The sequence below is a fragment of the Petrimonas mucosa genome, from assembly GCF_900095795.1.
In the GTDB taxonomy this organism is placed as follows: domain Bacteria; phylum Bacteroidota; class Bacteroidia; order Bacteroidales; family Dysgonomonadaceae; genus Petrimonas; species Petrimonas mucosa.
The window spans coordinates 3,522,452-3,542,032 of sequence record NZ_LT608328.1 but is presented as its reverse complement, the minus strand read 5'-3'; the positions used below and the strand labels follow the sequence as shown (position 1 = coordinate 3,542,032).

Below are 19,581 nucleotides of genomic sequence, written 5' to 3'. Positions count from 1 at the left end.
TATCTGAAAAAAGGAGTGTGGCCTATTATTGCTGTAGGCGGAACACAACGGGCAGTGTGAATCGTACACGTACGGCAGAACCACGTTGCTTGCCGGGTTTCCATTTCGGCATCGACTGGATCACGCGGACAGCCTCCTTGTCGAGCGACGGGTCAACTCCGCGGACCACTTGAACGTCGGTGATGCTTCCGTCTCTCTCAACCACGAAGTTGGTGATGACGCGTCCCTGGATACCGTTTTCCTGTGCAATGACCGGATACTTGATGTTGTCGCTCAGGAACTTCATCATGGCTGCATTTCCACCGGGGAACTCGGGTTGTTCCTCCACCACGACGAAGATCTCTTCGGTAACCTCTTCAACTTTAGGTTTTGGGGGTGGGGGTGGAACAAAGGTCTCCATCTGTCTCTTGCTCGCATCATCCTCGGTGTTGATCTCGATTCTTGTTTCCACTTTCTCTTCCACTACCTGGATGATTTCCGGAGTTTCCGGTGCCGGTGGTGGTGGCGGTGGTGGTGGAGCCGGATCGCGACGAGTGATTTCAATCTCTTCCTCGGCCAGAACATCCTGAACGATAATGCTCTCGTCCAGTTTCTTGGTTTTGGAAGACCATTCAAAGGCGAAAAATAGCACCGAGATGCCTACCACCATACCCATCAGGATGGAAGTCAGCTTGAGTGCGTCAATATTCGCTTTGGGTGATTTTTTTACTTCATCATTCATTTTGATTCTACTTTTACTTTTTTATATATGTGTTTTTACTGACTGAGCAAACCATGACACTGGATGCAAAAATAGGCATTTTTTTTTACACTGTTATGTTTGCCCGATAATTTTCTCAAAAAATAGTCAATTTCCTTACATCGCCTCTGCTACCATCTCCAAATGTACGACTTTGACTCCAGAGAGGAGCCATTGTTTTAATGAAATATTGTCAAAATATCCTCCGTTTTATCCTACACTTGATTAAATAGGCTGAAATTGAGAGGCAGGCGGTTAATTTTGTCTAATTTTAACATGCGCGCAGCAACCACTCCGCAAACAGCAAGCTGTTTCCGGTTTGTAGGGGCGACATCCTACAGGCAGGAATTTCGGTTTCCTCAGGGCTTGATCTTGTAGATATCCTTCAGATTCCGGCCGTAACCGTCGTAGTCCAATCCGTAGCCCACGATGAAATCGTTGGGAATCTCCAGTGCCACATAGTCCAGCTCCAGCTCCTGTTTCAATGCATCCGGTTTCAGCAGCAGCGTAGCTATTTTTATCTCTTTGGGGTTGAATTTGTTGAGCTCCTTCTTGAGGGCCACCATCGTGTTTCCGGAGTCCACGATGTCCTCCACCACAACTACCGTACGGTTTTCGATACTCTCGTTCAGGCCCAGCACCTCCTGGACCTTGTTGGTTGTGGTTGTCCCCTGGTAGGAAGCCAGGCGGACAAATGTAATCTCGCAGGGAACAGTGACCTCTTTCATCAGTTCCCCTGCAAACATAAAGGCGCCGTTCAGCACGGCAATAAAAATCGGATCCTTGTCGCGAAGATCGCGGTCGATCTCTCCGGCAATCCGGCGGATAGCGGCTTGAATCTGCCCGAATTCGATGAACTTTTCAAACTGCTTATCCTTGATGGTTACAATTTCATTCATGTGATGAGGAATTTAAAAGCACAAAAGTAGCGTTTTTTTTTCTTCATTCATGTAAAAAGTCGTTCGATTTCGTTTAACCCTCCAATCTTTTCATGAGCTCGCAAGCATAGAATAAGGGGAACAATCTTCGATAATTGCGGAAAAATTGTTAAGTTTGCGACCTGAAAATTCTTATGCACCGGTTGATATGAAAAAGTATATCTTGTTGCCCGCGCTGTTGTTGACAGTTGCCTTTCACTACTCCTGCCAGCGGGAGTCGCGGTTTATTGTAAAAGGGGAGTTCTCTTCGGCCGAAGAGCAGACCCTCTATCTCGAGCACCGCGGCCTGGGCGGCGTTGAACTGCTCGATTCGGTAACGCTTAAAGGGAAGGGCACATTCACCTTCAAGCAGGCGGCTCCCGAAAATCCCGAATTCTACCAGTTGCGGATAGGCAGCCAGGTGGCCCTCTTTGCCGTCGATTCGTTGGAGACCCTGCAGGTAAAGGGCGATGCCAACGACCTGGCGGCTACTTTCACTGTGGAGAACTCGCCGGTGAACGACCAGATCAGACGGATCGACGAACAGACCCGTCTCGTGAACGAAAAGCTCGATGATGCGGAGAGGCGGCACGAGGCCAAGAAGATCGACGACCTCACCTATCTGGAGGAGGTCGATACCATCCTCAAGAGCTACAAGTCGGAGATCTCCAGGCTCATTTTGGGTAACCCCTCAAGTGCGGCGGCCTACTATGCGGTCTTTCAGAAGGTGAGGAATTACCTTATCTTTGATCCCTACAGCAAGCAGGATTACGCCATGTTTGGTGCGGTGGCAACCTCGTGGGACCGCTACTATCCGGGCACCCAGCGTACAAAACATCTCTACGACTTCACCATGAATGCCCTGAAGACGCGGAAGCTGCAGGAGAAGCAGGCCGCCCTGCTGGAGAATGCTTCGGTGGTTACCGGATCTGCATTGCCAGATATCGTTCTCTCCACTATCAACGGTGAGAAGAGGTCACTCGCCTCACAGAAGGGGAAGGTGGTTGTGGTCGACTTCACCGTCTACCGGTCCGATTTCTCGCCGGCACACAACATCGAACTGAACAAGCTCTACACGAAATACAGGTCACAGGGTCTGGAGATCTACCAGATATCGTTCGATTCGGACGAGCATTTCTGGAAAAACGCGGCAAGCAACCTGCCCTGGATCACGGTACGCGACCCGCAAAGCGTCTACTCCAGCCTGCTTTCGCTCTACAACGTGCGCGAGATACCTACCGCTTTCGTATTCAACCGCGAGGGCGATGTGGTGGCACGTGTGGAGAACTATGCCACCCTGGCAAGTGAAGTGGCGAAACTGTTATAAAATTTGGCGGAAATATTTTGTTAATTGCAGAGAATAGAATATCTTTGCAGAGAGTGTAAAAGATTGAAAAAGGGGGATTCCGGTCTGTGAAGCGGCCGGAATTCTTTTTCTTTAATCTATATCTGTGTCAAACATTAAAAGAATAAAAGGAGATTTTTACTATGACAATTACCTATATGACCGAAGAAGGTCTTCGAAAACTGAAAGAAGAGCTCGTACATCTGGAATCTGTGCAGAGGCCGGAGATTTCGCGTCAGATTGCTGAAGCCCGCGACAAGGGCGATTTATCGGAAAACGCTGAGTACGATGCAGCGAAAGAGGCTCAGGGTATACTTGAAGGAAAGATCGCGCAGCTAAAAAGTCTGATCGCGTCGGCCCGGATCATCGACGAGAGCTCCATCAGCACCGATGAGATCCAGATCATGAACAAGGTGACCATCAAGAACCTGAAGACGAAGAAGGACATGACCTACACCCTGGTGTCGGAGAGCGAGGCCGATCTGAAGAGCGGCAAAATCTCCGTCAACACGCCCATTGCACAAGGTTTGCTGGGGAAGAAGGTGGGAGACAAGGTAGATATCCAGGTGCCGTCGGGCACATTGAGTTTCGAAGTGTTGGACATCTCAATCTGATCCTATGGCAACCATTTTCAGCCGCATCATCGCCGGCGAGATCCCGTCGTACAAGATAGCCGAAAACGACAGGTTCTTTGCCTTTCTCGACATCAACCCCATGGCGAAGGGGCATACGTTGGTGGTCCCGAAGCAGGAGACCGACTACATCTTCGACCTCGACGACGAGCTGCTGTCGGGTATGATCCTCTTTTCGAAGCAGGTGGCGAGTGCCATCCAGGCGGCCATTCCATGCAACCGTGTGGGCGTGATGGTCATCGGCATGGAGGTGCCCCACGCGCATATTCACCTGATACCCCTTCAGCGGGAGGGTGACATGAACCTCTCCAACCCTCGGGTCAAGCTCACCCAAGAGGAGTTTGAAGAGATAGCCCGGAAGATCGCCAGTCAGCTGCGGTAATCAGATCTTCCGGATCCGCACCCCCCGTACACAGTGGTGCTCGCTCTTTTCCAGAATCAGATCGGCCCGGAACCGGGTGGGCAGAATATTCCGCTCCAGGTTGGGCAGGTTGATCTCCTCCCACACCTCATTGGCAAACCTCAGCAGCTCCTCGTCGCTGTATGAAGCATATTTATGGAAATAGGAGTTGGGGTCGGTAAATGCGGTTTTCTGTAATGTTTTGAACCTTTCGAGGTACCATTGGCGGATATCCTTTTCCGCTGCATCCACAAAAATTGAAAAATCAAAGAAATCGGAGACAAAGACCCTTCTGCGGGGTTTTCTGTCCAGCGACACCTGCAGCACGTTGACCCCCTCCACGATCAGGATGTCGGGTTTCGTAATCAGTTGTGTCTTGCCGGGTATGATGTCGTAGTAGAGGTGCGAGTAGACGGGCGCTTCCAGCAGCTCCTTGCCCGACTTCACGCCGGCCAGGAAGGCGAGGAGACTTTTGGCGTCATAACTTTCCGGAAATCCCTTCTTGTTCAGGATCCCCCGCCTTTCGAGTTCGGCGTTCGGATAGAGGAAGCCGTCGGTAGTGATCAGCTCCACCTTCGGTTTTTCGGGTAGCATCGACAGGAGTTTCTGCAGTACGCGGGCAGTGGTGCTCTTGCCCACTGCCACGCTTCCTGCTATGCCAATGATATAGGGTATGGTCTGGCTTGGGTTCCTGAAGAAATCCTCCCGTTCGTGGTGCAGGTTCCGGTAATGGGTGATATGGATCTGCAGCAGCCGGATCAGGGGGATGTAGATCATCTCCACCTCCTCCATGGTGAGCGGCTCATTGAGTGCCTGCAGCCGTGTCAGGTCGATCCCTGCTATCGGAAATTGTGGATGATCTTCGAGCATGCTCCACTCCTGTCGAGTGAAGCTCCGGAACGGCGAGTAGGTCACTTCGTAAGGCTTAAAAATCATAGAAATTCCATTTTATCGTCCTGCAAAGATAAAAGGAATTTCCGAAGTCACTACAGCAGCTCAACGCTTCTTTTGATGAAGTTGTTAAGCGCCTCTCCCTTCAGCATGCCGTTGGCCAGCAGCGCCAGGTCTACCACCTGTTTCAGTTTTGAATCTCCTGCCGCGAAAGCTGCAGCCTCCTCCTTCGACTTCTCGCCGATCTCCTGTTTCAGTTGCCGCATCATCGGGTGATCCATGTTGACCACCATCTGGTACATGTCGGGCATCTCGCCATAGAAGGCCATCCCCGGCTGCATCGCCGACATCTCCTTCATTCTCCTGGAGAACTCGTTCTGCGTGATCTGGATCGGCCTGCCCGCTTCACCCAGCGACTTGAAGTCGACATTGAACTCCGTCTTGGCAATGGGGGGAACCAACGACTTCACCGCTTCGGTCAGGTTCTCCTTCTCCTTGTCGGTCAGCTCCACCGTGCTCTTCTCCTCCTTCTCGATCAGGTGCTCCACCGTGTCGCTGTCCACCCGTACGAACCGGGTCTTCTCCAGCTTCTGCTCAAGGAGTCCCATCCAGTGCACGTCCAGCTGTCCGTCCATCATCAGCACGTCGTACCCTTTCCCTTTTGCGGCGTCGATAAAGGTGTACTGCTCCTCCTTGTTGTTGGCGTAGAGGTATACCAGGGTCCCGTGCTTGTCGGTCTGGCTTCCTTCGATCACTCTCTTGTACTCCTCCAGGGTGAAATATTTATCCTCCATGTTCTTGAGCAGCGAGAACTTGGCCGCCCTGTCGTAAAAACGCTCCTCGGTGAGCATGCCATACTCCACGAAGATCTTCAGGCTATCCCACTTCTCTTCAAACTGGGTGCGCTCCTTCTTGAAGATCTCCTCCAGCTTGTCGGCCACCTTCTTGGTGATGTGGTTGGAGATCTTCTTCACGTTGCTGTCGCTCTGCAGGTAGGAGCGCGACACGTTGAGCGGAATGTCGGGCGAATCGATCACGCCGTGCAGCAGCGTCAGGAACTCCGGCACGATCCCCTCCACCGAGTCGGTCACGAAAACCTGGTTGCAGTAAAGCTGTATCTTGTTGCGTTGCAGTTCGATATTGTTCTTGATCCTGGGGAAGTAGAGGATCCCGGTGAGGTTGAACGGATAATCCACATTGAGGTGGATCCAGAAGAGCGGTTCGTCGAGGCTCATCGGATAGAGCTTGCGGTAGAACGCCTGGTAATCCTCATCCTTCAGTCCCGCAGGCTTCTGCTTCCAGAGCGGATTCACGTCGTTGACCACCTTATCCTCGTCGGTATCGACATACTTTCCATCCTTCCACTCCTGCTTCTTCCCGAAGACGATGGGCACCGGCAGGAACTTGCAGTACTTCTCCAGCAGCGACTCGATCTTCCCCTTCTCCAGGAACTCCCCGTTCTCCTCGTCGATATGGAGGATGATGTCGGTACCGCGGTCGCTCTTGTCGCACTCCTCCATCGTATAGGCAGGGTCGCCGTTGCACGACCACTTCACGGCCGGCTCATCCTTGTAGGATTTGGTGATGATCTCCACCTTGCTGGCCACCATGAAGGTGGAGTAGAAACCGAGGCCGAAGTGGCCGATGATGGCGTTGGCACTCTCCTTGTACTTGTCGAGAAAATCGTTTGCAGAGGAGAGGGCTATCTGGTTGATATAGTTCTCCACCTCTTCGGCAGTCATGCCGATGCCTCGGTCGGAGACGGTTAACGTCCTGGCCTCCTTGTCCACCGAGACCCGTACCGAGAGGTCGCCCTGTTCTCCCTTGAACTCGCCTACATCCGACAATGTCTTCAGTTTCTGCGTTGCATCCACCGCGTTCGAGATCACTTCGCGTAGAAAAATTTCATGATCGCTGTAGAGAAATTTCTTGATGATGGGGAAAATATTTCCGGTTGATACCCCAATTTGTCCTTCTTTTATCATAATTATATATGGTGTTAATTTTATCTTTCTCCCATCCTGTCTGCAAATAGTATGCCATAAAAGGGGGGCGGTTTTTTGTCTCAAACCGCTTTATTTAGACCTGTTTTAAAATCGAAACGGGCCATAATTATAGCCTTTCTAAATTACCCAAATTGTCCTATAAATACTATTTATTGACCATATGTGGAAAAAATGGACATTTTTTACCGATTTAAAATACTAGTTATCAATGAGTAATATATAGATAAAATATCCATTAACACTAATTAATTGTTTTTGAACTGAAAAAATGTTCGGTGCGTGGATTATGTTCTTATATTTGCAAAACAACACTATCAAAAAATTACGCGATGAAGACAAAAAGCTCTTTCGAAAACAGATTGCTCGGTTTGCAAGACAATATGTTTAACTTCGCACTGACGTTGACAGCAGATCGTGAGGATGCAAAAGATCTTTTGCAGGAAACAACCCTCCGAGTTTTGGATAACCGGGAGAAATATTATGAGAATGTCAATTTCAAGGGATGGGTTTTCACCATCATGCACAATATATTTGTAAACAATTACCGCAAAATTGTCAGGAGCCAGACCATCATCGACAAGACGGAGAACCTCTATCACCTGAACCTGCCGCAAGACTCCGGTTTCAACACTCCCGACGGTGCCTACACCATCAAGGAGATCAACAAGGCGATTGCCAGTTTTACCGATGAGTACAAGGTGCCTTTCTCGATGCATGTTTCAGGATATAAGTATGAGGAGATCGCCCAACAGTTGGGTCTGCCCATCGGAACGGTAAAAAGCCGCATCTTTTTTGCCCGTAAACGTTTGCAGGAGATGCTGAAAGATTTCAGGTACTACACCGAATAAACCTCTATAAAACCTTAACTGAAAACCTCTTTGGCCGATTGAACCAAAGAGGTTTTTTATTGTTATTAAGAATCTGGAGGCTTATGCCGCTACACCCTAAAAGAACAGTAGATGGAAGTTGTTTGGTTATTGGTTTCACTCGTCATACTCTATTTCGGTGCCGAATGGCTAGTCTCCGGTGCCTCCTCGTTTGCCGCGAGGCTGGGAGTCTCCCCCCTGATCATCGGGCTGACCATTGTTTCCATGGGGACGAGCGCTCCCGAGCTTGTGGTTAGCGTAAAAGCCGCGATGAACGGGCAGAGCGCCTTGTCGATTGGAAATGTCCTGGGCTCCAACCTGTTTAACGTCGGAGTCATTTTGGGCATTTCGGCGCTCATCTATCCGCTGGCCATCAAGAGGCAGCTGTTAAAGTTCGACGCTCCGGTGATGGTGCTCACGGCGGTACTGTTCTTCGTGTTGTTCCTCGACGGAAAAATTTCCTATCCCGAAGCCTTGATCTTCGTGTTCCTCTTTTTGGCCTACATGGCCTATCTTTTTGTCACTTCGCTGAAAAACAAACACCGGGCCGGCGAGGGCGACGAAGTCATCAAGCAATACAAGCATTGGGCGATCGACGTGCTGTTGATTGGGGTGGGTCTTGTGGGACTGGTTTACGGTTCAAACCTGTTGGTGGACAATGCCATTGTCATCGCCCAGAAATTAGGCATGTCGGAAGCCTTGATCGGGCTGACCATTGTCGCTGCCGGCACCAGCATGCCCGAGCTGGCCACGTCGGTGGTGGCCGCCCTGAAGAAACGTTCAGATATTGCGATCGGAAATGTGGTGGGCTCCAATATCTTCAACCTGCTCCTGATCCTGGGTGTTGCCGGCCTGATCCATCCGATAGATACTCCGGATATCAATCTGGCAGACAGTCTCTTTGTCGTCGGGATCAGCCTTCTGCTCTGGTTTTTCATGAAGATCGGCACCCGGATCAGACGTTGGCAGGGAGTAATCTTCCTGGTCATCTACCTGATCTATTTCTTCATCAAATTCTCGGCATTGTAACGTTTAATACCAGTGACAACCATGTTCAAACTTTGCCGGCAACTCTTGATCGCCCAGCTGATCCTCATCACCTGTGCCTGTTCCCGGAGCACCATGTACGATTTTCCTCAGATCCTCGAGAGAGATACACTCACGGTGATCACGCTCAACACCTCCACCTCCTATTTTATCTACCGCGATCAGGAGATGGGTTACCACTACGACATGATCAGGGAGTTCAGCGACGAGCATGGGTTGGAGCTGCAGGTAGTCGTGGCCCGGAATGTCTCATCGCTGGTCGACATGCTCCGTAGCAACCGGGGCGATCTGATTGCCTACAACGTGCCGGTGGAGAGTGCGCTCAAGGAGCAGCTGCTCTATTGCGGGCCGTCGGATGTCTCCCACCAGGTGCTGGTGCAACGGGCCGAACGGGGTGATACGTTGCTTCGCGACGTGACGGAGCTGATCGGCAAGGATATCTACGTGCTGCGCGGCTCCAAGTACGAGCAGCGGATGAACAACCTGAACCGGGAGCTGGGCGGGGGATTGCGTTTGCGGTATCTCGACGGCGACACGCTGGTGGAGGAGGACCTGATCCGCATGGTCTCCCGCGGTGAGATCCGCTACACCGTGGCCAACGGCCAGGTGGCCCGGCTCAACCATACCTATTTCCGGAACATCGATGTGGGACTGGTGGTCAGTTTCGATCAGCGCACCTCCTGGGCGGTACGGAGAGAGACACCTGTTCTTGCCGACTCGCTGAATGCCTGGTTCGCTCGGGTCAACCGGGCACCCCACTACCTGCGGCTGACCAAGCGCTATTTCGAGGAGGCCAAGGGTTTTCACGCCGAAAATGCCTCCACCTTTATCGCGATGTTCGCTCCCGGACAGCTCTCTCCCTGGGATAGCTACTTCAAGGAGTACGGGAAGCAGTTTGGAGTCGACTGGCGGCTGCTCGCCTCGGTCGCCTTCCATGAGTCGACCTTCGACCCCGACGGGAGGTCGTGGGCCGGTGCCGGCGGATTGATGGGACTGATGCCTGCCACCGCCGCATCGCTGGGTCTGTCGGGCACCGACCTCTTTCTGCCGGAGAAGAATATCCGTGCGGGGGCTCAATACCTGAAACGGCTGATCGACACCTTTGCCTCCGTCGGGAACGAGATGGAGCAGGTGAAGCTGGCGCTGGCATCCTACAACGGAGGGATGGGGCATGTAGGCGATGCCCGCGCGCTGGCGGAGAAGTATGGCGCCAATAAAGATGTATGGGACGGGAATGTGGAGCGGTTTATCCAGCTGAAGCGGCTGGAGCAGTACTACAACGATCCCGTCTGCAAGGCTGGCTATTTCAGGGGCGACGAGACTGTGAACTACGTGCACGACGTGGTCACGCTCTGGCAGGCTTATCGGGAGAGGGTGAAGTGATGGTCACTTTCTCCGGGTCATCTCTTTCCACACCTGCTCACCCTTGGCGTTCTTGAAGTTCACCTTGTCTGCCCGGGTAGCGGTACCGCCGGTGATGGTTCCGGTGATCACCTCACCCCCCTCGCTTACCGGCGTCAGGATAATGGCAGGAAAGTTGAAGCTGTAGGAATAGGTCGCGTTCGTCCCACTATTCCTGTCGGTGAAGGTACACTCCGTCCTGTCGAAAATGAGGGTATACACCTCAGAATTTGGGTAGGGCCATTGCCATTCGGTGGTATAGAGCATGGCATCGGGTTGCGACAGGTCAGACAGCATGTTGTAGTTGGGGCGGGAGCCGCCCAGTCCCTCCTCCTCCTTCTCCCGGCTACAGCCGATCAGGCAGATTGCACACATTGCCACAAAGATAAGCGGTAAAATCGATTCGTATCTCTTTTTCATGATACTTCTTTTGAGGTTGTAGATTCTTACCGCAAAGGTATCAATTTTATAACAAAACAAGCATCAAATTGCCATTTTTTTTCAAATAAAATACAGTGTGACAGATAGATCTTCCTCCTGGTCCTGTCGCTACTGTTCGAGAAGGTTCTTCACCTTATCCTTCATTCCAAACTTTTCCCACTCTTCGGTAGTGAGCTCCAGCTCCACCCTGACCTTGACCCAGGGCTGATTCACCCGCGAGTATACCTCGGGGTAGGTAATCAGGTCGATTACCGACATGCCGAACATATTTGCAATATCTGCAAGAGCGTGGTAGGTGAGTGCGATTTTTCCCCGCTCTATCCGGCTGATGGTTGCCACATCCACCTGGAGGATGTTGGCTACCGCCGATTGGGAGAGTTGTTTCAGTTTGCGCAGCTGAACAATGTTGGCAGTAATTTTCTCTTCACTATAATCCATGAAATAACATAATTCAAGTTTCGCAAGTAAAAATTCAGTAAAAATAATCGCATAAAAAAACGGCATAGATGCTTCTGTAATTCACAGATTATTAGTATATTTAAGCGTCAAAACCAAAAATACTAACAGCCCTATGCCGATATACAAAAGTAACTCCATTTTATCAGAAATCAGCGTTTTTTTCAAGAAAGATGATTCAAACAGTGCCCTTTTTACCCTGACGGATATGCTAAAAGGTTTCAACATGTCGGAGAAGGTCCTCTTCGGGAGCAGGAGCAAATGCAACAGCAAGTATTCCCTGCTGCAGGTGCTCGAGTTGCTGATTATGTTCCCCTGTTTCATGATCAAGAATCCTTACAATTATTGTCGATCATCCCTAAGCGGCTTCTTTGGCTGCGAAAAGGATGTTTTCTACCGTTTCGTAAACAACGAAATTTATGATTGGCGCAAGATACTCTACCACTTCACCATTCAAATATGGAACAAGGTTCGCGTGAGAAGTGACCACAAGCATCAAACTGTTTGCCTGATGGTGGACGATACCGACTTTCCCAAAACGGGAAGGCGTATTGAAAACATCGGTAGGGTCTATTCCCACCTGGGACACAAGACGATCCTTGGTTTCAAATCTCTCTTTCTGGGCATCACGGATGGCAAGAGCCAGTTCATCCTCGACTTCGCCATCCTCGGGGAGAAGGGCAGGAAGAACAACTTCAGCATGAGCGACAAGGAGCTCGAATCGCGGTTTACCAAGGATAGAGATGAAGCGTCCCCCGTTGTAACGCGGGCAAAAGAGTACGGGGAGAGCAAGATCCAGTTGATGATAACCATGATAAAGCGAGCCATTAACAAGGGCATCCGCTTTGACTACCTGCTTGCCGACAGCTGGTTCACCTGCTCGGAGGTGATTCGCTTCATACGTGCCCGGCACATCAAGTGCCATTACCTGGGTATGATCAAGATCGGGAAGAAGGGAGTTACCAGGTACGGTTTTGAAGGGAAGGAACTCACCGCCCGGGCACTGATCAATCTGCTTGAAGCCAGGGGTGAAGCCAGAAGGAGCCGCAAGCTTGGTTGTCAGTATATTACCGCTGACGTTCGCTTTGCAGGCACAGATGTACGTCTCTATTTTGTGAAGAGAAAAAAGGAGTCCTGGAATGGAATAATGACGACCAACCTCTCCCTGGAGTTCCTGGAAGCCTATCGGATTTATGCCATGCGTTGGTCCCTCGAGGTCTTCTTCAAGGAAACCAAGGGGTTGCTGGGTATGGGCAAGTGTCAATCCCGGAACTTCGCGGCGCAGCTTGCCGCAACCACGATCACGGCATTGCAATACAATTTGCTTTCCCTGGCCAAAAGGTTCACCAGTTATGAGACCATTGGCGGAATCTTCAGGGATGTGCAACACTCTGGCATGGAGCTCTCCGTAACGGAGAGGATATGGGGCATTATCCTTGAAATGGTGAAAATCATGACCGGGATCTTCTCCATTGAAGAGGAAGAGATCTTCGATGCAATCATTAACAAATCGGATAATCTGGCTCACTTTATCAACTTTTATGAACTAAAACCGGCAAGTTAGCAACTTGCGAAACTTGAATAACATAATAGTAGAGTGATAATGGGTAATTGACAATGCATCCATTTTGTAAATTATGCAAAAAGTGTTTGCATCACACGTAAAATTTGCTAAATTTGCAAACTGTATTGAAATAACTGCACGCTGTGAAAGACGCCAGAGCTTTTTGTAGCCGGGTGTTTAGACAGATAGTTATAATATTAGAGACACGATCCAAATTTTTATTTTATTAACCTAATTATTAGTAAAATGTTCAGAGAAAGCACCTATTGTTTTGTCCGAATGTTGCTCCTCAGCCTAATTGTGTCCGTGGCAATCATCGGATGCAGTGACGAGGGCGGTTATGAGGGTCCGAAAAAGGTTGAAGCAACCGACCCCTCCAAACCGATAACATTCACCGATTTCTTCCCGAAGAAGGGAAGTGTGCGCACCTTGATCTTTTGTGAAGGGAGCAATTTCGGCACCGACATTTCGAAGATTGAAGTGATTATCGGTGGCGTGCCTGCTCCCGTGATCGGTTCGTCGGGTACCAGAATCTGTGCGATGGTTCCCCGCCGTTCCGAACGTGGCGATGTGATGGTCCGGATCATGGACCAGTCTGGCAGACTCCAGAAGGAGTATACATTTGATGAGAAATTCACCCTCAACTCGGCACTGCAGGTCAACACCCTCACCGGTAAGATAGATCCGCAGACCAACTCGTCGAGCATTGTCAACGGCACCTTCGAGGAGGCCGAGTTCCAGAACCCCTGGTGGCTGGAGTTCGATGTCGACGAGGAGGGCAACAAGATCATCTACTGTATCGATGAGGAGAACCTGGCAGCGTTGCGGAAGATCAACCTCACTACCCGCGAAGTCTCTACCGTCTTCATGAAAGGTCAGGCAGGTGTGCATCAGGTGAAGTCGATGCTGTTCGACACCCCCACGCGCGACACCCTCTTCCTGGTGGATGACAACGGCCGTGGCAACTGGAACGACCGCCATCAGATGCCCAATATGTTCTATGCCCTGCGCAGCGAAGGTTTCCGCAAGGTCTATCCCTATCTCTACGGTCAATGTTCCTATTCGGCCGTCTCCATGCAGGATGGCACCATCTTCTACAACACCTGGGAGACCTCGATGGTCTACAAGGCCCGTCAGATCTATGATGCTCCCAGCGGGATGTGGGACGGGAAGGCGCTCTTCAGCGTCAAAAGCAACTCCAACGACCATGTCTTCATGTTCCGTCACCCCGAGGACCTCTATGTCTACATGACCGGTTTCAACGGCATCTACCGTTGTGCCTATGACAGGGAGAAGAAGGAGCTGGTGTCGTCGGTACTCCATGTGGGTGATATCGGCGGCGGGTCTGGCTATGTGGACGCGCCGGGTACATCCGCCCGTTTCAACCGTCCCCGTCAGGGCGTCTTCGTGAAGAACAAGGAGTATGTGGCCCAGGGCAAGGAGGATGTCTACGATTTCTATGTCTGCGATCACTACAACCATGCCATCCGGAAAATTACACCCGATGGCGAGGTGAGCACGTTTGCCGGTAGGGGCAGCGTCGGGATCGACGGTAAGGTGGAGGGCTGGATCGACGGTGATGCCCGTGCCACGGCCCGTTTTTGGGATCCAACAGGTATCTGCTACGATGAAGAGGAAGAGGTCTTCTACGTGGCCGATCGCAGCAACAAGCGAATCAGGACCATCTCGGTAGAATAACTGACAATTAATTGACTGAAAACATGAAAAAATATATCCTACTTATTGTATGTACCGTGATCGGCACCTGGAGCATCTTTGCCCAGCAAAAAACTGTAGAGGTTACCGGTACCATCGTCGATGAGAAGGGTGAACCACTGATCGGTGCAACGGTTGTGGTCAAGGAGAAACCCGGTTTGGGTGTGGCTTCCGACATCGACGGAAATTATAAAATCAAGATGGAAGCTTTCCAGTACCTTGTGTTTTCCTATCTCGGCTATGAAACTCAGGAACACCTGGTCAAGGATGAAAACACCGTATTGAATATAATCATGCAGGAATCGAAGGCCACTGCCCTCGATGAGGTGACCGTTACCGGTGTGGGACCGCAGAAGAAGGTGACCGTGACGGGTGCGATCACCACCGTGGAGGTGGGGACCCTGAAAACGCCCGTTTCGAGTCTGACCAACGCGCTGGCCGGTAACGTGGCCGGTGTTATGGCCATGCAGCGGTCAGGACAGCCCGGTTCCAACACCTCCGAGTTCTGGATCCGCGGTATCTCCACCTTCGGTGGCAGCTCCAGCGCGCTTATCCTGGTCGATGGGTTTGAGCGTAGCATGGATGAACTTAACATCGAGGATATAGAGTCGTTCTCCGTATTGAAGGATGCCTCGGCAACCGCCATCTACGGTTCGCGCGGTGCCAACGGCGTGATCCTGATCAATACCAAGCGCGGTTCGGAAGGCAAGGTGGAGGTGAACGTCAAGAGCGAGTACACCTGGACCACCCGCACCAAGACACCCCGGTTTGTGGACGGGCTCACCTACGCCTCCATGGCCAACGAGGCCCGCACTACCCGCAACCAGAAAGCGGTATATAACGACTATGAGCTGATGATGATTGCCGATCAGCTCGACCCCGACATCTATCCCAACGTCAACTGGATGGATCTGCTGCTCAAGGATGGCGCACCCACCTACCGCGCCTCCATCAGTGCCAAGGGCGGTGGCTCCAAGGCACGTTACTACCTCTCGGGCAGCTTCCTCGATGAAGGAGGTATGTACAATGTCGACAAGACCATGAAGGAGTACAACACCAACGCCAACTACCAGCGTTACAACTACCGCCTCAACATGGACATGAACATCACCACCTCCACGCTGATCCAAGTGGGTATCGGCGGAGCCCTGGAGAAGTCGAACCATGCAGGTACCACCTCAGACAACATCTGGTACTCCATCTTCGGTTACAACCCCATCTCCACGCCGGTATACTACACCAACGGCTATGTGCCGGTGATCCAGCAGGAGGAGTCGGAGATGCTTGAGCGGCGTTACAACCCCTGGATTGCCGCCACGCAGACCGGTTACAGCGAGATCTGGCAGAACACCATCAACTCCAACATCACGCTCGACCAGAAACTGGACTTCATCACCGAGGGTCTGAAGTTTATCGGGCGGTTCGGTTACGACACCTATAACTACAACTACATCCAGCGGCGGAAGAACCCCGAGATGTGGCGTGCCGAGCGTCAGCGCGACACCAACGGAAACATTGTCTTCAACCGGATGGTGCCCGAGCGTCTGCTGGCGCAATACTCCTCGGCCAGTGGCGACCGGAAGGAGTTCATCGAGGCGGAGGTCTCCTATGGCCGCACCTTCGACGCCCACAACGTGGGTAGCGTGCTGAAGTACACGCAGGACAACTATGTCAACACCTCCAGCATCGGTGGCGACATCATGGCAGGCATCGCCCGCCGCCATCAGGGTCTGGCCGGTAACTTCTCCTATGGCTACATGAACCGCTACCTGCTCAACTACAACTTCGGCTACAACGGTTCCGAAAACTTCGCCAAGGGGCACCAGTTCGGCTTCTTCCCCTCCTATTCGGCTGCGTGGAATGTGGCTGAAGAGCCGTTTGTGCAGGAGCGTATCGACTGGCTCGGCATGCTCAAGATCCGCTACTCTTACGGTGAGGTGGGAACCGACAACTCTACCTCCCGCTTCCCCTACCTGGCCGATTTTGGCAACTACAGCCGGAGCACGCCGGCAGGCAGCGAGGAGATCGGCTACAACTGGGGCGACCTGAACAGTCCCTTCCGCTATCCCGGTCTTACCTATACCCGGGTATCCTCCAACAACGTCACCTGGGAGATTGCCAAGAAGCATGACCTGGGTCTCGACCTCTACCTCTGGGGCGACAAGTTCGGCCTGACGGTAGACTACTTCAACGAGCGGCGCGACGGTATCTATATGGTTCGCTCCTATCTGCCCGACATGGTGGGTATCCAGGGGCAGAACCCCTCGGCCAACATCGGAAGTGTGAAGAACAACGGTTTCGACGGAAACTTCAAGCTCGACCATAAGATCGGCGAGGTATCGATGCAGGTCCGCGGTAACTTCACCTACAGCCGCAACGAGATCACCGAGGCCGACGAGCTGGTGAACCGCTATCCCTACCTCCGCCGGACCGGTTTCCGGGTAGACCAGGCCAAGGGATTGATTGCCCTCGGTCTCTTCAAGGATTATGAGGATATCCGCAACAGCCCCCGTCAGGACTTCGGCAACGCCATGGACGTGATGCCCGGTGACATCAAGTATAAGGATATCAACGGCGACGGTATCGTCAACGACGACGACGTAGTGCCCATCGGCGCCACCACCCGTCCCAACCTGATCTACGGTTTCGGCGTTTCGGCCAACTGGCACGGATTTGACTTCAATGTTCACATGCAGGGTGCCGGCAAGTCCCACTTCTTTATCAACGGCTTCACCGTCTATCCCTTCATCAACGGCGAATGGGGCAACATCTTGGCTGACATGGCAGAAGGCAACCGCTGGATTCTGGGTGTCAACGAGGATCCCAATGCCGATTATCCCCGTCTCAGCTACGGTGGCAACGCCAACAACTACCGTCCCTCCACCTACTGGTTGCGCGACGGCTCCTATCTGCGCCTGAAGACGCTGGAGGTGGGTTACACCCTCCCCAAGGCGCTGACCACCCGGTGGTACATGGAGCGCGTCCGGTTCCACTTCATCGGTCAGAACCTGCTGACCTTCTCGAAATTCAAGTTGTGGGATCCGGAGATGGGTAGCTCCAACGGTATGAAATATCCGTTGGGTAAAACAGTGACATTCGGGTTTACAGTCAATATCTAAACGGAAGAAAGATGAAAAAGAATATATTTCTCAGCATGATTATCGGTATCGGATGTTTCCTGGTCTCCTGTTCCGATTACCTCAATGTGGATCGCTACTTCAACGACCGGCAGGACATGGAGCGCATCTTCAACAGTCGCGACTATACCGAGCAGTGGCTGGCCAACGCCTATTACCAGCTGCTCTCCTATAACCTGGAGATCGGCCACGTCCGCTTTACCCTGACCAACTATTCAGACGACATGATCTTTACCGAGAAGGGTGCCGGTGTCACCTTCTCCGACTTCAAGTTCGGTAAATATGGGCCCCAGTATGGCGGCAACGTGAGAGACCTGATTGCCCGTCCGTGGGACCAGTCGTACGAAGGTATCCGTCAGGCCTCCATCTTCCTGCAGCATGTTCACCCCGGTCCGGAGATCACCGAGGAGATGTGCGACGACCTGAAGGGGCAGGCCTATTTTATCCGCGGCTACCTCTACTGGCTGCTGCTGCGCAAGTATGGCCCGGTACCCATCCTGCCCGACGAAGGGCTCGACTACGAGGCCCCCTACAAGGAGCTGGCCTATCCGAGAAACAGCTATGAGGAGTGTGTGGAGTACATCTCCGAGCAGATGTTGAAGGCTGCCGAACTGCTGCCGCTGAAACGGAGCTCGCGCAGTGCTTCCCGTCCTACCCGCGGTGCCGCACTGGCCGTCCGGGCCAAAGCCTACCTCTACGGCGCCAGCCCGCTGATGAACGGCAATCCCGAGATGGCCTCCTTCACCGATGACAAGGGGCGCCAGCTCATCTCCAGCACCTACGACGAGGAGAAGTGGGCCAAGGCTGCCGCTGCCGCCCTCGACGTGATCCGGTTGAATGTCTACGAGATCTACACCTCTCCCAAGCGGAACACTGGCGGCTTATGGGGTGCCTATCCCAAGACGGTTGATCCGCCCTACCATCCCGTCTACTCTGAACTCACCTGGAAAGAGGGTGGATGGAAGGATATCGACCCGCTCGACTCCTACCGGGCTCTCTTCAACGGCGACCTCTATGTGGGCGAGAATCCCGAGCTGATCTTCTCGCGCGGCGACAACCAGCTGAACGACGAGTATGGGATCAAGTCGATGTCGCGTCACCAGATGCCGGTCGCCAAGGCTGGCGGATGGAACTGTCACGGTATCACCGGCAAGCAGTGCGACGCCTACGCCATGAACGACGGCAGTCCGTTCGACCGGGCCACCGCACCGAAAGGGTTCACCACCTACGATGGCGAGTACCCCTTCCTGCGCAAGGATGTCTGGCTGGAGTATGCCAACCGCGAACCGCGGTTTTACGCCTCGGTCGCCTTCAACGGTGCCAACTGGAGCTGCACCAGCGCCAAGGATGCCAACAATCGCGATTTCCAGACCTTCTACTACTATGGAGAGGATGATGGGCGCAAGATCGTCAGCACCGACGACCGCTGGATCCCCACCGGCATCGGCATGATGAAGTATGTCAATCCGAAGGAGAGCTACAAGGATGGTGCCGACTATCCGAAGGTGGACCCCGCCATCCGTTATGCCGACATCCTGCTGATGTATGCCGAGGCGCTGAACGAGCTCACCTCCACCTATCAGATCCGCTCGTGGGACGGCAGCGAGACCTATAACGTGTCGCGCGACGTGGAGGAGATGAAGAGGGCCATCCTGCCGGTCCGTCTCCGTGCAGGGGTTCCCAACTACGACGAGATCGGCATCGGCGATCCCTATGCCAGTGCGGATGAGTTGAGGAAACAGATCAAGCGTGAGCGCCAGATCGAATTCCTGGGTGAAAACCAGCGCTATTACGACCTGCGTCGCTGGAAAGATGCTCCGGAGGAAGAGAGCCAGATGATCTACGGCTGCAACACCACCGTACCGAGAGAGTACAGGGAGTATTTCTATGAACAGGTTGTCGTTTCGAGCGTACAGACCGCATGGTCCATGAGACAATATTTCTGGCCCGTTTCGTATGATGAACTGAAACGCAATGCCCGCCTCACCCAGGCTCCCGGCTGGCCCATGTATGACTAAACTAT

At 52.5% G+C, this 19,581-nt stretch carries 16 protein-coding genes; 10 read left to right on the top strand and 6 right to left on the bottom strand.

Annotated elements, in window-relative coordinates:
• Positions 1 to 25: 25 nt before the first annotated feature.
• Positions 26 to 721 (bottom strand): energy transducer TonB, encoded by a 696-nt coding sequence (locus ING2E5A_RS14170; protein ID WP_071137966.1) that lies wholly within the window; start codon positions 719 to 721, stop codon positions 26 to 28.
• A 377-nt stretch (positions 722 to 1,098) separates the two neighbouring features.
• Positions 1,099 to 1,638 (bottom strand): hypoxanthine phosphoribosyltransferase, encoded by a 540-nt coding sequence (hpt, locus tag ING2E5A_RS14165; protein WP_071137965.1) that lies wholly within the window; start codon positions 1,636 to 1,638, stop codon positions 1,099 to 1,101.
• A 187-nt stretch (positions 1,639 to 1,825) separates the two neighbouring features.
• Here hpt and ING2E5A_RS14160 point away from each other — a divergent pair, with 187 nt between their 5' ends.
• The 3 genes from ING2E5A_RS14160 to ING2E5A_RS14150 all read left to right on the top strand — a co-directional run bounded on the left by ING2E5A_RS14160 (position 1,826) and on the right by ING2E5A_RS14150 (position 4,015).
• Complete coding sequence (locus ING2E5A_RS14160; RefSeq protein WP_071137964.1) at positions 1,826 to 2,983, top strand: TlpA disulfide reductase family protein; 1,158 nt, start codon at positions 1,826 to 1,828, stop codon at positions 2,981 to 2,983.
• Positions 2,984 to 3,144: 161 nt separating this feature from the next.
• Positions 3,145 to 3,615 (top strand): transcription elongation factor GreA, encoded by a 471-nt coding sequence (gene greA / locus ING2E5A_RS14155; protein WP_071137963.1) that lies wholly within the window; start codon positions 3,145 to 3,147, stop codon positions 3,613 to 3,615.
• A 4-nt stretch (positions 3,616 to 3,619) separates the two neighbouring features.
• Positions 3,620 to 4,015, top strand: a complete 396-nt coding sequence (locus ING2E5A_RS14150; RefSeq protein ID WP_071137962.1) for an HIT family protein — start codon at positions 3,620 to 3,622, stop codon at positions 4,013 to 4,015.
• Here ING2E5A_RS14150 and coaA read toward each other — a convergent pair whose 3' ends face one another.
• Both coaA and htpG read right to left on the bottom strand, forming a co-directional pair.
• On the bottom strand, positions 4,016 to 4,969 hold the full coding sequence (coaA, locus tag ING2E5A_RS14145; protein ID WP_071137961.1) for a type I pantothenate kinase: 954 nt from the start codon (positions 4,967 to 4,969) through the stop codon (positions 4,016 to 4,018).
• A gap of 50 nt (positions 4,970 to 5,019) precedes the next feature.
• Positions 5,020 to 6,909, bottom strand: a complete 1,890-nt coding sequence (htpG, locus tag ING2E5A_RS14140; RefSeq protein ID WP_071137960.1) for a molecular chaperone HtpG — start codon at positions 6,907 to 6,909, stop codon at positions 5,020 to 5,022.
• A 350-nt stretch (positions 6,910 to 7,259) separates the two neighbouring features.
• Between htpG and ING2E5A_RS14135 the strand changes: the two genes are divergently transcribed.
• The 3 genes from ING2E5A_RS14135 to ING2E5A_RS14125 all read left to right on the top strand — a co-directional run bounded on the left by ING2E5A_RS14135 (position 7,260) and on the right by ING2E5A_RS14125 (position 10,226).
• Positions 7,260 to 7,778, top strand: coding sequence for an RNA polymerase sigma factor (locus ING2E5A_RS14135; protein WP_071137959.1), 519 nt, complete (start codon positions 7,260 to 7,262; stop codon positions 7,776 to 7,778).
• Between the two features lie 111 nt (positions 7,779 to 7,889).
• Positions 7,890 to 8,825 carry a calcium/sodium antiporter gene (locus tag ING2E5A_RS14130; protein WP_071137958.1) on the top strand — a complete coding sequence of 312 codons (936 nt, stop codon included), beginning with the start codon at positions 7,890 to 7,892 and terminating at the stop codon, positions 8,823 to 8,825.
• A 21-nt stretch (positions 8,826 to 8,846) separates the two neighbouring features.
• Positions 8,847 to 10,226, top strand: a complete 1,380-nt coding sequence (locus ING2E5A_RS14125) for an MltF family protein (protein ID WP_071137957.1) — start codon at positions 8,847 to 8,849, stop codon at positions 10,224 to 10,226.
• A gap of 3 nt (positions 10,227 to 10,229) precedes the next feature.
• Here the strand turns inward: ING2E5A_RS14125 and ING2E5A_RS14120 are convergent, their stop codons facing one another.
• Entirely contained in the window at positions 10,230 to 10,664 is a 435-nt protein-coding gene (locus ING2E5A_RS14120) for a hypothetical protein (RefSeq protein WP_143102488.1), read from the bottom strand.
• Positions 10,665 to 10,793: 129 nt separating this feature from the next.
• Positions 10,794 to 11,123: a helix-turn-helix domain-containing protein gene (locus ING2E5A_RS14115; protein WP_071137955.1), complete on the bottom strand. Its 330-nt coding sequence runs from the start codon at positions 11,121 to 11,123 to the stop codon at positions 10,794 to 10,796.
• Between the two features lie 133 nt (positions 11,124 to 11,256).
• On the opposite strand from ING2E5A_RS14115, the gene ING2E5A_RS14110 reads away from it, so the two are divergent.
• The 4 genes from ING2E5A_RS14110 (at position 11,257) to ING2E5A_RS14095 (ending at position 19,576) form a co-directional block, all read left to right on the top strand.
• Entirely contained in the window at positions 11,257 to 12,705 is a 1,449-nt protein-coding gene (locus ING2E5A_RS14110) for an IS4 family transposase (RefSeq protein WP_083373372.1), read from the top strand.
• 246 nt (positions 12,706 to 12,951) lie between these two features.
• Complete coding sequence (locus tag ING2E5A_RS14105) at positions 12,952 to 14,403, top strand: IPT/TIG domain-containing protein (protein ID WP_071137954.1); 1,452 nt, start codon at positions 12,952 to 12,954, stop codon at positions 14,401 to 14,403.
• 23 nt (positions 14,404 to 14,426) lie between these two features.
• Positions 14,427 to 17,540 (top strand): SusC/RagA family TonB-linked outer membrane protein, encoded by a 3,114-nt coding sequence (locus tag ING2E5A_RS14100; protein WP_071137953.1) that lies wholly within the window; start codon positions 14,427 to 14,429, stop codon positions 17,538 to 17,540.
• 11 nt (positions 17,541 to 17,551) lie between these two features.
• Positions 17,552 to 19,576 carry a RagB/SusD family nutrient uptake outer membrane protein gene (locus tag ING2E5A_RS14095; RefSeq protein WP_071137952.1) on the top strand — a complete coding sequence of 675 codons (2,025 nt, stop codon included), beginning with the start codon at positions 17,552 to 17,554 and terminating at the stop codon, positions 19,574 to 19,576.
• The last annotated feature ends 5 nt before the right edge of the window (positions 19,577 to 19,581 follow it).

Bases quoted from the DNA above. Each gene is read 5' to 3' on its own strand.
- ING2E5A_RS14170 (WP_071137966.1), bottom strand. From the start codon at position 721: ATGAATGATGAAGTAAAAAAATCACCCAAAGCGAATATTGACGCACTC.
- hpt (WP_071137965.1), bottom strand. From the start codon at position 1,638: ATGAATGAAATTGTAACCATCAAGGATAAGCAGTTTGAAAAGTTCATC.
- ING2E5A_RS14160 (WP_071137964.1), top strand. From the start codon at position 1,826: ATGAAAAAGTATATCTTGTTGCCCGCGCTGTTGTTGACAGTTGCCTTT.
- greA (WP_071137963.1), top strand. From the start codon at position 3,145: ATGACAATTACCTATATGACCGAAGAAGGTCTTCGAAAACTGAAAGAA.
- ING2E5A_RS14150 (WP_071137962.1), top strand. From the start codon at position 3,620: ATGGCAACCATTTTCAGCCGCATCATCGCCGGCGAGATCCCGTCGTAC.
- coaA (WP_071137961.1), bottom strand. From the start codon at position 4,969: ATGATTTTTAAGCCTTACGAAGTGACCTACTCGCCGTTCCGGAGCTTC.
- htpG (WP_071137960.1), bottom strand. From the start codon at position 6,909: ATGATAAAAGAAGGACAAATTGGGGTATCAACCGGAAATATTTTCCCC.
- ING2E5A_RS14135 (WP_071137959.1), top strand. From the start codon at position 7,260: ATGAAGACAAAAAGCTCTTTCGAAAACAGATTGCTCGGTTTGCAAGAC.
- ING2E5A_RS14130 (WP_071137958.1), top strand. From the start codon at position 7,890: ATGGAAGTTGTTTGGTTATTGGTTTCACTCGTCATACTCTATTTCGGT.
- ING2E5A_RS14125 (WP_071137957.1), top strand. From the start codon at position 8,847: ATGTTCAAACTTTGCCGGCAACTCTTGATCGCCCAGCTGATCCTCATC.
- ING2E5A_RS14120 (WP_143102488.1), bottom strand. From the start codon at position 10,664: ATGAAAAAGAGATACGAATCGATTTTACCGCTTATCTTTGTGGCAATG.
- ING2E5A_RS14115 (WP_071137955.1), bottom strand. From the start codon at position 11,123: ATGGATTATAGTGAAGAGAAAATTACTGCCAACATTGTTCAGCTGCGC.
- ING2E5A_RS14110 (WP_083373372.1), top strand. From the start codon at position 11,257: ATGCCGATATACAAAAGTAACTCCATTTTATCAGAAATCAGCGTTTTT.
- ING2E5A_RS14105 (WP_071137954.1), top strand. From the start codon at position 12,952: ATGTTCAGAGAAAGCACCTATTGTTTTGTCCGAATGTTGCTCCTCAGC.
- ING2E5A_RS14100 (WP_071137953.1), top strand. From the start codon at position 14,427: ATGAAAAAATATATCCTACTTATTGTATGTACCGTGATCGGCACCTGG.
- ING2E5A_RS14095 (WP_071137952.1), top strand. From the start codon at position 17,552: ATGAAAAAGAATATATTTCTCAGCATGATTATCGGTATCGGATGTTTC.